The 13445-nt window shown below is 41.0% G+C and carries 10 protein-coding genes; 4 read left to right on the plus strand and 6 right to left on the minus strand.

Going from position 1 to position 13445, the window contains the following annotated elements:
- The first annotated feature begins 24 nt into the window (after positions 1–24).
- The gene (locus KZP23_RS03780; protein WP_226334799.1) at positions 25–654 is read left to right on the plus strand and encodes a rhomboid family intramembrane serine protease; all 630 of its coding nucleotides are present in this window, start codon (positions 25–27) and stop codon (positions 652–654) included.
- Between the two features lie 250 nt (positions 655–904).
- Here the strand turns inward: KZP23_RS03780 and KZP23_RS03785 are convergent, their stop codons facing one another.
- From KZP23_RS03785 to cysS, 6 genes are all read right to left on the minus strand, one after another.
- Entirely contained in the window at positions 905–1951 is a 1047-nt protein-coding gene (locus tag KZP23_RS03785) for a UDP-glucose--hexose-1-phosphate uridylyltransferase (protein WP_226334800.1), read from the minus strand.
- A 72-nt stretch (positions 1952–2023) separates the two neighbouring features.
- On the minus strand, positions 2024–3181 hold the full coding sequence (locus KZP23_RS03790) for a galactokinase (RefSeq protein ID WP_226334801.1): 1158 nt from the start codon (positions 3179–3181) through the stop codon (positions 2024–2026).
- A gap of 20 nt (positions 3182–3201) precedes the next feature.
- Positions 3202–4260, minus strand: coding sequence for an aldose epimerase family protein (locus KZP23_RS03795; RefSeq protein ID WP_226334802.1), 1059 nt, complete (start codon positions 4258–4260; stop codon positions 3202–3204).
- A gap of 144 nt (positions 4261–4404) precedes the next feature.
- Positions 4405–5421 carry a LacI family DNA-binding transcriptional regulator gene (locus tag KZP23_RS03800; protein WP_226334803.1) on the minus strand — a complete coding sequence of 339 codons (1017 nt, stop codon included), beginning with the start codon at positions 5419–5421 and terminating at the stop codon, positions 4405–4407.
- 78 nt (positions 5422–5499) lie between these two features.
- Positions 5500–6489: a M28 family peptidase gene (locus tag KZP23_RS03805; protein WP_226334804.1), complete on the minus strand. Its 990-nt coding sequence runs from the start codon at positions 6487–6489 to the stop codon at positions 5500–5502.
- Positions 6479–7972, minus strand: a complete 1494-nt coding sequence (cysS, locus tag KZP23_RS03810) for a cysteine--tRNA ligase (RefSeq protein WP_226334805.1) — start codon at positions 7970–7972, stop codon at positions 6479–6481. The genes KZP23_RS03805 and cysS overlap by 11 nt, the downstream gene beginning before the upstream one ends.
- A gap of 374 nt (positions 7973–8346) precedes the next feature.
- Between cysS and KZP23_RS03815 the strand changes: the two genes are divergently transcribed.
- The 3 genes from KZP23_RS03815 to infB all read left to right on the plus strand — a co-directional run bounded on the left by KZP23_RS03815 (position 8347) and on the right by infB (position 13189).
- Positions 8347–8817, plus strand: a complete 471-nt coding sequence (locus KZP23_RS03815) for a ribosome maturation factor RimP (protein ID WP_226334806.1) — start codon at positions 8347–8349, stop codon at positions 8815–8817.
- A gap of 5 nt (positions 8818–8822) precedes the next feature.
- Positions 8823–10070 (plus strand): transcription termination factor NusA, encoded by a 1248-nt coding sequence (gene nusA / locus KZP23_RS03820; protein WP_186753737.1) that lies wholly within the window; start codon positions 8823–8825, stop codon positions 10068–10070.
- Between the two features lie 77 nt (positions 10071–10147).
- The gene (infB, locus tag KZP23_RS03825) at positions 10148–13189 is read left to right on the plus strand and encodes a translation initiation factor IF-2 (protein ID WP_226334807.1); all 3042 of its coding nucleotides are present in this window, start codon (positions 10148–10150) and stop codon (positions 13187–13189) included.
- Positions 13190–13445 lie beyond the last annotated feature (256 nt).

Here is a 13445-nt window from a genome sequence, read left to right on the forward strand (position 1 = left end):
ATTTTTGTCCTTAATCATATTATAATGGAATTGTCTGCCACTATATTCATCATCATAATAACTGTCTTGATTTCTTATTACGCATGGAAAAAACCTGCTTTTCTTAGTAGAAGCATGTTCAATCCTTACCTAATAAGTCAAAGTAAGCAATTTGACCGTTTCCTTTTCTCAGGATTTATCCATAAAGATGGCATCCACCTATTATTCAATATGATCACCTTCTTTTATTTTGGAGGTCTGGTGGAACAATACCTGACTTATAGATTTGGCCTTATGACTGGTATCATGATTTTTGCGTTATTCTACTTGGCTGCCATTGCTATAGCTGATATTCCTACCTACCTGAAACAGAAAAACAATCCCCATTATCAAGCTTTAGGCGCTTCGGGCGGAACTGCAGCGGCAGTTTTTGCCAGTATCGTGCTTGTGCCCATGTCAGACATTTGCATTTTTGGCATCTTATGCTTACCAGGCTTTATCCTAGGCGGTATATTCTTGGCCTATTCTTATATTAAAAGCAAACAGGATAATGACAGCATTAACCATGATGCCCACCTTTATGGGGCCTTGTTTGGTATTGCCTTTATCCTCATTCTATCCCCCAGCAGTGCTGTGCATTTTATAGACCAAGTCAAAAACTACCGATTGTTTTAGAGTACTTATATTATATATAAAAAAATCCAGTGGGCAATCCACTGGATTTTTCTTGGTAAAATAGGTTCAACCCGCTTTATGCATTTGGAATCGTTATGAGAACTGAAACTACAAGAAAATCAGGCTGTTTGGAGATTGAATCATAGCATCGCTATGGTGAAATCGAAAACAGCAGCGAAGCGGCTGATTTTAAAGTAGTTTCAGGTCGTAATAGATAGGCTAATGCAGAATGCGGGTTCAATAATTATAATTAACTTAACTTATAATGCTCCTTAGGCTGGCTCTTCAAGATTTTCACTGCTGATTCTGCCGTGATATCTCTCTGAGGATTAGCCAGCATTTCATAGCCCACCATAAATTTCTTTACGGTCGCTGAACGCAATAAAGGTGGATAGAAAACCATATGTAAATCCCATTCTGGATGCTCTTTACCATCGGTTGGTGCTTGATGGATTCCAGCAGAATAAGGGAAAGACACCTTAAATACATTATCATACATGATGGTCAATTGCCTATAAGCATCTGCCAACGCTTCTCTTTGGGAAGCATTCATCTCTGCCAAAGAGGCAATATGGGATTTTGGTGCAATCATCGCTTCAAAGGGCCAAACCGCCCAGAATGGCACCATTCCCACAAAATATTCATTTTCAAAAAGAATACGTTCACCCTTTTTCAGTTCTTCCTGAATATAATCTACGACCATACTCTTGCCGTATTTCCCATAATACTCGGCAAATTTATGCTGCTTTTTAGATGGTTCGACTGGTATTGATTCCTGAGCCCAAATCTGACCATGTGGGTGAGGATTGGAGCAGCCCATCACAGAACCTTTATTTTCAAAAATCTGCACATAATTGATAAAGTCCTTTTCTCCTAGCTCCTCATACTCCTTTTTCCAAAGTTCTACCACTTTGGTAATGGCATCCACATCCAATTCAGGAATGGTCAAGTCATGGCGAGGGGAAAAACAAATTACTTTACAAATCCCTTTCTCACTTTTGGCCTTAAAGAACTCTCCTTCGGACATTTCTCCCTCAGGTATATCAGCCGTCAAAGCACCAAAATCATTCTGAAAAACAAAGCTACCCTTATAGTTAGGGTTTTGTTCTCCATTCACCCTGGTATTGGTAGGACAAAGGTAACAGCTCTCATCATAACTTAATTTCTGGTCTTCAGCGGTACTCTCCTCCTGCCCCTGCCAAGGGCGTTTTCCTCGGTGTGGTGAAACCTGTAGCCAATCTCCAGTAAATGGATTATATCTTCTGTGACTGTGGTCTTCAAAATTAAAATCAGACATAATTTGTTTTAGGTATTAATAGGTTTGATAGTTTTTCTTTAGCAATTAATGTAAAACTTTATATGCCAAACATTAGGCATTAGCCACTACACGGGTTCCATCAGTAACATTGACCTCGTAGATTTTCAATTCTTTGCCAAAAGCCTCCTGATAAGCTGTAGCTATCTCTTTCTCAAAAACCTCCTTCTCAGACTTCTCTACCAAATTAATGGTACAGCCTCCAAAACCACCTCCCATCATTCTGGCACCAGCCACACTTTTACTTGATTTTGAAAAGCCTGCCAGAAAATCTAATTCCTTACAGCTTACCTCATACATTTTGGAAAGTCCATCATGGGAACCATACATTTGCTGGCCAAAACCTTTGATATCCCCCTTCTCCAACAGCTCGCAACCTTTCAGCAAGCGCTCATTCTCCTCAATAACATATTTACTGCGCGTATATACCAGCTCACTCATATCTTCCTTGGCTTCATCAAGCATATCCAAACTCACATCTCGCAAGCTATTCACCTCTGCATGGTGCTTTTGCACAGCCTCAACACCTTCCTGACATTCTCTTCTACGATCATTATAGGCTGAATCTGCTAGCGAATGTTTTACTTGGGTATCGCAAAGGATGATTTGATAATCGCCTAAGTCGATTGGAAAATAACTGTACTCTAATGACCTACAATCCAAGCGGATAGCATGGTTATCCTTGCCCATCATAGAAGCAAACTGATCCATTATACCACATTGAACACCAGCAAATTCATGCTCTGCCTTCTGGGCAAACTTCAACATGTCCATGCGTTCCAGGTTCAAACCAAATAGTTCTGAAAGGGCAAGGCAGACACCATTTTCTACTGCTGCAGATGAAGACAGACCGGCACCTACCGGAACATCCCCACCAAACACCAAGTCAAAACCCTCCAGTTCATATCCAGCTTGTTGTAACTGGGCCACAACACCCATCACATAGTTGCCCCAGCCACCTTGCATTCGTTCAAAATCATCCAAATCGAAGCTCAATGACTCCTGGAAATCATAAGAAAACAAATGGCACTCTCTGGAATCGTTCTTCGCCACTGCAATGACAATCTCCTTGTCGATGGCCGCAGGCAATACAAATCCCTCGTTATAATCTGTATGTTCTCCGATCAGATTGATCCTTCCCGGAGATTTTACGACAATAGCTTCCTTGTCAAAAAGTTCAGTGAACTTTGACGCAATGATTTTAGGGTTCATAAATTAATATCCTTAATTGATTATTTTATTACTGAAAACTTTAGGGAAGTGTAACTGGCAAATTTCTCCCCAGGCTGCAATTCCACACTTGGAAAGTGTGCGTGATTGGGAGAATCCGGGAAATGTTGAGTTTCTAGAGCAATCCCCCCATATTGAGGATAATACACTCCCTTTCCTTTTACCGTGCCATCAAAATAGTTGGCGGTATAAAGCTGAATCCCCGGCTCTGAACTCTCCAGTTCCAATTTAATTCCTGAGCCTTGCTCAGAAAGCTCCAAGCTGGGCTGTTCTTTATCAAAAACCACAGTCTGATCCAGCCCATTTCCAATAAGTGTTTGTGGATGATCTGAAAACACTCCTTCTTTTACTTTTCTTGTTTTGAGAAAATCAAATGGAGTATTTTTTACAGACAAAATCTCTCCCGTTGGAATACTGCCTTCCCTGACTGAAACATAAAAAGGCGCATTGACTTTCAGATCATGCTCCAATATGGTCTTTGAAAAATCCCCAGACAAATTAAAATAACTGTGATTGGTAAGATTAACGACTGTAGCTTTATCCGTTTCAGCGGCATAACTGATCAGAAGTCTGTTATCATCACCTAAGGTAAAAGTCACCTCTACCTTTAAATTACCGGGATAATTTTCTTCTCCATCAGGACTCAAATAAGAGAACTTTACACCACTTGGAATTTCCTCTGCAGTCCAAATTTTCTTGTCAAACCCTTCCTTTCCCCCATGCAGGTGATGGCCTCCCTTAGAGTTATCCACCTCGTAGTTTTCCCCCCTCAACTTAAACTTCCCTCCATCTATCCTGTTACAAACTCTCCCTACTGTAGCTCCCATATAAGAATAGGCCTTCATATACCCTTCGCTTTGATATCCTTCAAATGTATCAAAGCCCAAAACAACATCCGTATCCTTACCATTACGATCTGGAACGATTAGATGGGTAAGTGTCACCCCATAATTGGTGATACTTGCTTTCATTCCATTTTTGTTGCTCAGGGTAAATAACCATATTTCTTTACCTGAGGAAGTTTGACCAAACAAGGTCTTTTCTGTTTTAATTGAATTCATAGGAAGTTAAATAGTTGGTTATCCCGGGTTGGTTTGACATCAATTTGAATTTTCACACCAAATTAATGGATAAAAAAATGTTATACAGGCTTTGTCAGGGATATTTTGTAAGAAAACGTTTCCGAAAACGTTCTCAAGACATATTTACTTTTGAGAAGAGCTTCTAACAACTAACTCTGTGTCTAAGACAAGATCCATTGGCTCAAATGATGCTGGATCCGTCAACTGATCCAACAAATTAGTAGCAGCAATCTTCCCCATCTCATAAGCGGGCTGGTCTACTGTACTTAAAGAAGGCTCCAAAGCATCAGAAATCGGCATATTGGTAAAACCAACCAGTGCAATATCCTGGGGGATATTAATATTTTTGCTTTTCAGGTACTTCATCACATCTATGGCCACTGGATCATTGATGGCAAAAATGGCGTCTGGTCTTTCCTTCAGATTCAATAATTGTCCTGTAAGCCGCTTATTCGTTTCTTCTGTAAGATCACTGTAAACGATCAAATCCTTCTCTATGCTTTTACCACTCTCTGTCAAAGCCTGCACATAGCCTGCCATCCGCTTTTTACAGATATACATACCTTCAGGACCAGAAATAAATGCTATGCGCTGACAACCCTGTTCCAATAAATGCTTGGTGACTTTATAAGCTCCTAAAGTATCATCCACTGTTACAGTAGACACCGGAAAACCTTCTGTAATCCTATCAAAAAGTACAAAGGGAATTTCTCTGTCGATTAGATTTTGAAGGTGCTCATAACTTTCTGTCTCCCTAGATAGAGAGATCAAAAGACCATCTACTCTTGTGGAAATCAAAGTTCTGATATCGGACTTTTCCTGCTCGAAATTTTCATTCGACTGACAGATCATTACATTATAGCCTCTTTTGTAAGCGGTATCCTGAATACCACTGATATTGGAGGCAAAAAAATGGGAGGCTAACTGCGGCACCACAATCCCTAAAGTCTTTGTCCGGTTTACCCTAAGGCTCTGCGCTACCACATTAGGGGTATAATTGAGCTCTTCAGCCATGGCCATGACCTTTTGCCGGGTTTCCAGTTTTATTTCTGGTGAATTGCGCAATGCTCGAGAAACCGTGGAAATACTGATTTTAAGCTTTAAGGCTATGTCCCTAATGGTAACTTGTCCCTTTTTCATGATTTAATTGCTTAGTCAAAAAATGAATATACATTTTTTGTTAGACAAGACCTATCCTTTTAGTCCCAGAGGAAGTTTCTATTCTTGATAAATGGTAAATAATACTGTTTCGCCCACAGCCTTCAACGTCCGCTTGTCTATCACATCCATATTATCTGAATGCTTATGGTGATACCTACCAAAACCAAAATCAGGTGAATAATCAATGATATCAATCATTGGAATCTTGGCCACCTCGTTTACAGGAATATGATCATCGGTAATCGCATGAGACCCTCTCATCTGGAAAAAGTCGCTGTGGCCTATCTGGTGCGCGTAGGACCAGACCTTATCTACGATCCCTTTGGCATACTGCAAAGAAACACCTTCTTTATAAAATCTAGCTCCTTTGGCGCCTACCATGTCCACTAATATACCATAATAAGCAGAATACCCCCTTTCATGAGGATTTCTTGCCCAATGCTGTGAGCCCAAACACCACCATCTAGCATCATCTGTACCTCCTTTGGCCGACTCTGGCTTCCCATCATCCTCACCATCAAAGAGGATAAAATCAATCCCCACATGAGGCTTAAGGCTATCAGAAGAAATTACACGCGCAATTTCCAATAAAACGCCTACTCCACTACCACCATCATTGGCGCCGTCTATAGGTTCATTTATTCTTTCGGTGTCCTTATCAGCCACCCTTCTGGTATCCCAATGTGCCGCCAATAAAACCCGCTTTTTAGCTTCCGGCCGAAAAGAGGCAATAATATTGGTCAACTCCAGCTTTTTGCCATCATAGGCTTCTGCGGTAAATTCTTGTGTATTGACATCCAAACCAAAAGAAGCCATTTTCTTCTCAAGCCAAGCCCCCGCTTTTTTATGCTCTTCCGTATTGGGAACCCTAGGACCAAAATCCACTTGTTTTTGAATATATTGAAAGGCCGAATCTGCATTAAATTCTGGCACCGCCTTCGTTGCCATACTTACTGTTGGAGATTCGCTGGCTTCCTCCACTTTTCCATCTCCACAGGCCGAAAAGGTCAATACTAAAGAGAGAACCCAAATCCAATTATTCTTCATATGCCCAGTCTACTTTATCTTTCATATCTTTTACCACGACACCAATTGCCTTTAAGGAATTCCTGATCTCATCCACCTTATCATAGTTCTTGGCCAATTTGGCTTCTTGATAAACTTTCAAGAGTATTTCCAATAACTCCTGTTGCTTATCTGATTTCTCTTCCACCAAACCTAAAATATCCACCACAAAAACTGTGAAAGTTTTGATCAGCTCATTGAAAACCTCCTTCCCTAAACTAGCAGCTTTTAATTGCCCAGTATAAAGGCTATTGATTTTTTTCAATAAATTAAACAGGTGGCCAATGGCTTGGGCTGTATTGAAATCATCATTCATGGCCCTATAAGCATTTTCTATACTTTTCTTTACCTGATCGATCTGTTTTTCATCTAATTGTCCCCCCTCCTCTGTTTGATATACCAAACTTTTTGCAATTCTCAACCCATTGATGATCTTCTTATAGCCTTTTTGAGCTGCCTGAAGGGCATCATTGGAGAAATCCAGGGTAGACCTGTAATGGGCCGTTAATATAAAATACCTAATGGTCATGGGACTATAAGCCTGTTCCAATAACTCATGCTTACCAGAGAACAGCTCCTGAAGGGTAATAAAATTCCCCAAAGACTTGCCCATTTTTTGACCATTGATGGTAATCATATTATTGTGCATCCAATACCTCGCCGGATCTGATCCATGTCCGGCATTGCCCTGTGCGATCTCGCATTCATGATGTGGGAACATCAAATCCATCCCTCCACCGTGAATGTCAAATTGGTTTCCAAGGTACTTGGAGCTCATGGCCGTACACTCCAAATGCCAACCAGGAAAGCCCAACCCCCAAGGTGATTCCCATTTCATCAAATGCTCAGGAGAGGCGTTTTTCCACAATGCAAAGTCTATAGGATTCCGCTTTTCATCCTGACCGTCCAGCTCCCTGCTTCCACTCATCAACTCTTCCACCACTCTACCTGAAAGTTTACCATAAGGCTTTTCAGCATTGTATTTAACCACATCAAAATACACACTACCATTAACCTCATAAGCAAAGCCAGCATCTAAAATATCCTGTACCAGCTTAATTTGTTCAGGGATATGACCAGTAGCCCTCGGTTCAATATTCGGTTTGTTGGTATTCAGCAGATCCATGTCTCTATGGTAGGTATCCGTATAATGCTGCGCCACTTCCATTGGCTCCAACTGTTCCAACTTTGCTTTTTTTGCAATTTTATCTTCACCATCATCGGCATCTCCTTGCAAATGTCCCACATCAGTAATATTACGGACATAGCGTACTTTATACCCCAAATGGCTTAAATACCTATACACCGTATCGAAAGTTACTGCAGGTCTAGAATGGCCAAGGTGTGCATCTCCATAAACAGTAGGACCACACACATACATTCCTACAAATGGAGGCTTTATAGGTTCAAAAAGTTCTTTTTTTCGGGAAAGCGTATTATATATCTTAAGTTCTTTTGAAATCATAAAACAAATTTAATTAAACCCTAAGGAATTTCTACAGTTGCCTAGGGCACAAAACTATCTTTTAAAATCCAAATTCCCCTCTCTAAACGAGAATAAAACAATATTGTAGTTGAAAAACTCTTTTTTTATCATGCCCAAATGAAATCCAGCTTAAAAAATCATCCAATAGAAAACTTCAGAAAAGCCAACTTTTCATCAAAATGACCTCGCCTCACCTCATTTAAATCTGCTAGAGTCCAGAATAAACAGCTTAATAAAATTTATCCTACAGAATCTTCCTTTTTTTCTGAAAAAAATTTTATTACATTTGTACCGTATTTAGTCGTTAATGGAGGGGACACACAGTCCCCTCTTTCATTATAGGTGTTTGAAGTATGAGTATAAAGCAGACCATCGAGGAAATTGTCAACAAGCATTTACCCGATGAATCGCATTTTGTGGTGGATGTATCCATAAGTGAAAACGGCCCAAAAAAAAAGGTAAGTATTTTAATTGATGCAGACCAGGGCTTAAATATAGATACATGTGCCCTGCTCAGCAGAGCTGTAGGAGAAGAAATAGAAGCCAAAGAACTTTTGGAAGGTGCTTATGTTTTGGAAGTATCCTCCCCGGGTCTTGACTACCCGCTTTCAGGAAAAAGGCAATACCAAAAAAATATAGGCAGGAAACTGCAAGTCTCCTTAGAAGAAGGCAATAAAGTGGAAGGTAAGCTTCTAGCAGTAGATGCTACATCAATCACCCTGCTGGTGAAGCAAAAGGAAAAAGGCAAAAAAGCTATTGAGGTGGAGCAAAACATCGCCTTGGAGCAAATTAAGAAATCAATTGTATTAGTCTCTTTTAAATAAAAAAAATGGATGCTAAAGTTCTTATAGAATCGTTTGCAGAATTTGCAAGATCAAAAAATGTGGATCGCCCTACCATGATCCGCATCTTAGAAGATGTGTTTAGAGCAATGATTCGTAAAAAGTACGAAACAGATGAGAATTTTGATGTGATCATCAATGCAGACAAAGGTGACTTGGAGATCTGGAGGATCCGTGAGATTGTTGACGACAACTCAGAAGACATCTGGGATCACGATAAAATCAGCTTTACCGAGGCCCGTAAAATTGAACCTGATTTTGAGATCGGTGAAGAGACTTATGAAAGAATTGAGTTAGAAGACTTTGGCAGAAGGGCTGTAATGATGGCCAGACAGACTTTGATCCAAAAGATCAAGGATTTAGAAAAAGACTTGCTTTTCCAACAATATGAAGAGCTAGTAGGCGAAATCATAACCGCAGAAGTATACCAGATTTTGGGAAGAGAGATGCTTTTGATGGACAGTGAAGGCAACGAGCTGATCCTTCCAAAAGGGGAACAAATCCCTAAGGACCGCTTCCGCAAAGGAGATGCTGTAAGATCCATCGTCCACAAAGTGGAAATGGTTAACGGCAATCCTAGAATCATCCTTTCAAGAACCTCCCCAATTTTCTTGGAGAGATTGTTTGAAAATGAAGTACCTGAAGTATATGATGGTCTAATCACCATCAAAAAAATAGTAAGAGAGCCAGGCGAAAGAGCAAAAGTAGCCGTGGAATCTTATGATGACCGTATCGATCCAGTAGGTGCTTGTGTAGGTATGAAAGGTAGCAGGATCCATGCAGTAGTTCGTGAATTACAGAATGAGAATATCGATGTAATCAATTATACCGATAATTTGGAGCTTTATGTATCCCGTGCACTTAGCCCGGCCAAGGTAAGTTCTATCCAAGCAAACGAAGAAGAAAAGCGACTTTCTGTATTTTTAAAGCCTGATCAAGTATCTTTGGCAATTGGTAAAGGAGGATACAATATCCGTCTTGCCAGCCGTTTGGTGGGCTATGAAATTGATGTCTTCCGCGAACTTTCTGATTATGAGGAAGAAGAAGATGTCGATCTAACCGAATTTTCTGACGAAATTGAAGGTTGGATTATAGAGGAGTTGAAAAAAACAGGTCTAGATACTGCCAAGAGTGTATTGGCATTAACTAAGGAAGACCTAACCAGAAGAACTGAACTCGAGGAAGAAACCATCGAAGAGATCTTCAGAATTTTAAAACAGGAATTTGAACAGTAAATAAATGGGGCTGATCAGAAATGTTCAGCTCAAGCATATTTACATCAGTAAAAAAAATTAGCAACAGGTTTTAGCGTATGTCAGAAGAAAAAATGATGCGATTAGGCCAGGTAGCCAGAAAGCTCAACGTGGGGATTTCCACGATAGTTGAGTCTATGGCTAAGAAAGGCTTTGATGTAGAGAGCAACCCTAACTCCAAGATCAGTCAGGATCAATTCAATATGCTGGCTAAGGAGTTTAAGTCCTCTGCACAGGAAAAGGAGGAAGCGTCCCACCTTTCCATAGGTAAACGTCACAATGAGACCTTTACCATCAAAGCTGAATCAGAAACCGTGCCCGAAGAAGTAAAAAAAGAGGAAGCGACCCAAGCTACTCCTACTCCACCTAAAGAGGAGAAAAAGGAGCCAGAGGTCAAACCAGAAGTAAAAAAAGAAGAGGATGACAAAGTGTCTCCAGAAGCTCCTAAGCTTCAGGGCATAAAAGTATTGGGTAAAATCGACCTTGGTGCACAAGGTCAACCTAAGAAAAACAAGCCTAAAAAAGAGGATAGACCAGTGGCCAAAAAAGAGGAGCCTAAAAAGGCAGAAAACAAACCTCAAGAAAAGCCTATAGAGGAGAAGCCAGTAGCAAAAGCTCCTGAAGCACCTCAAAAACAAGAAGAACCAAAAGTTCAAAAACCACAAGAAACCACTAAGGCTGAGAAGCCTCAGGAGAAAGAAGACGCAAAACCAAAAACTACTTCTGAACCTGGGAAGGAACAGAAATCTGACAAACCTACAGCATCAAAGCCGCAAGCTGAGAAGCCCGCAGCTCCTACTTCTGAAAAACCAGCAGAACAAGTCAAAAAACCTGAAGAAGCACAACCTGAAAAGGAAAAAGGCGACGCTGTAATTTCTGCTAAAGCTGACGCACTTAAGGGCCTTACTGTTCTTGGAAAAATTGAACTTCCAAAAGACAAGCCTAAGAAGAAAGCTAAACCTGTGGCCTCCTCAGATGAAAGAGGAAAAGACAAAAAGAAAAGACCGCGTAAGCGTATCGATAAGCCAGGAACCCCTGGCCAAGGCGGAGGCCCTGGAGGACAGGGAGGAAACCGCCCAGGCGGTGGTCCAGGTGGAAATCGTCCTGGCGGTGGCCAAGGCGGAAACAGAAACCAACAAGGCAATCGCAAAAGACCTGGAGGAGGCAACCAACAAAAAGGAAACAGATTCCAAAAAGTTGAGCCTACCCAAAAAGAGATTCAAGATCAAATCAAACAGACCCTTGCCCGTCTACAAGGCGGTGGAAAATCTGGAGGTAGTAAAAGCAAGAGCCGTAGGGACAAGCGTTCTGAAAGGACCAAAGACCACAATGTCGAAGGCCAGGAGGAAACTAAGATCCTAAGAGTAACAGAATTTATTTCTGCAAATGACCTTGCATCTCTATTGGATGTTTCAGTAAACGAAATCATCTCTGTATGTATGTCATTGGGCATGTTTGTTTCGATCAACCAAAGACTAGATGCAGAAGCCATCACCATCATTGCTGATGAATTTGGATATGAGGTAGAATTTACCAAGACTGACGAGGAAGAAGATGAAGTGGAAGAAGTGGATAGCCCTGAAGACTTGAAGCCAAGAGCTCCTATCGTCACTATCATGGGACACGTCGACCACGGTAAAACGTCCTTACTAGATTATATTAGGAGTGCAAAGGTTACCAGCGGTGAAGCAGGTGGTATCACCCAGCACATTGGTGCATATGATGTAAAAACGGACAATGGCGAAAAAATCGCCTTCTTGGATACTCCAGGTCACGAAGCCTTTACGGCCATGAGGGCCCGTGGTGCCAAAATCACTGATGTGGCTATTATTGTAATCGCTGCTGACGATAGCATCATGCCGCAGACCAAAGAAGCCATCAACCACGCGCAAGTAGCTGGTGTTCCGATGATCTTTGCGATCAACAAGGTGGATAAGCCAAATGCCAATCCTCATAAAATCAAAGAAGAACTGGCCAATATGAATTTGCTAGTGGAAGAATGGGGCGGTAAATACCAGTCTCAAGAAATCTCTGCAAAAACAGGTCAGGGTGTGGATGAGTTACTAGAAAAAGTATTGCTTGAGGCTGAAATTCTTGAATTGACAGCCAATCCAGATAGAAATGCTACGGGTACGGTAGTAGAAGCTTCCTTGGATAAAGGAAGAGGTTATGTTTCTACTGTAATGATACAATCAGGTACCTTGAGAATTGGAGACATCATGCTTGCCGGCCAGCACTATGGCAGAGTAAAAGCCATGTTTGACCATACTGGTAAAAAAGTAAAAGAAGCAGAACCTTCTACTCCTGTTCAGGTCTTGGGGCTTAGTGGCGCTCCTCAAGCAGGTGATATTCTTAAGGTTTACGACACAGAGCGTGAGGCTAGAGAAATCGCCAACTCTCGTGAGCAAATCAATAGAGAGCAGAGCATGCGTACCAAGAAGCACATTACCTTGGATGAAATCGGTAGACGTTTGGCCATCGGCAGCTTCAAGGAACTTAATATCATCATCAAGGGTGACGTGGACGGTTCTGTGGAAGCCCTTTCTGATTCCTTACTGAAACTTTCTAAAGATGAGGTAAGTGTCAATATCATCCATAAAGGAGTAGGTCAGATTTCTGAATCTGATGTACTATTGGCATCAGCTTCTGACGCGATCATCTTAGGATTCCAAGTTAGACCTTCTTCAAGTGCGAAGCGACTTGCCGAGCAGGAAGAAATTGAAATCAGACATTACTCTATCATCTACGATGCCATCAACCAAATTAAGGACGCTATCGAAGGTATGCTAGAACCTGAATTTGAAGAGGTGATCACTGGTAATATCCAGGTAAGAGAAGTCTTCAAGATCTCTAAAGTGGGTACAGTAGCAGGATGTTATGTAACTGATGGATTTGTAACCAGAAAGAACAAGATCAGAATCATCAGGGATGGTATTGTAATCCATGATGGAGAAATCGATCAGTTGAAGCGTTTCAAAGACGATGTATCTGAAGTGAAAGCTGGATATGAATGCGGTATTTCCATCAAAGGCTATAATGACATCAAAATTGATGACACCATTGAAGGATACGAGATGCGAGAAGTTAAGAGGAAGAAATAATTCAACTAAATACACACGCTTAAAGTCGAAAGGACAGTTTTTTAACTGTCCTTTTTCTTTTACTTTACCAATAAATACACCATATGTTGATTGCCATCATATTATTTATAAAGACATTGGGATATGCTTCTTTATTAAGCATTGTGGTGGGTTTTATTCGCCCTGTTTATGTCCTTTGGTTTATGGACAGATGCAATAGACTCTTGGTTCTGAAAATATATGGAACTTTGGCCCTGCTGTTTTTTGTCTTGTACTA

Origin of the sequence: Echinicola marina (assembly GCF_020463795.1) — a bacterium.
In the GTDB taxonomy this organism is placed as follows: Bacteria; Bacteroidota; Bacteroidia; order Cytophagales; family Cyclobacteriaceae; genus Echinicola; species Echinicola marina.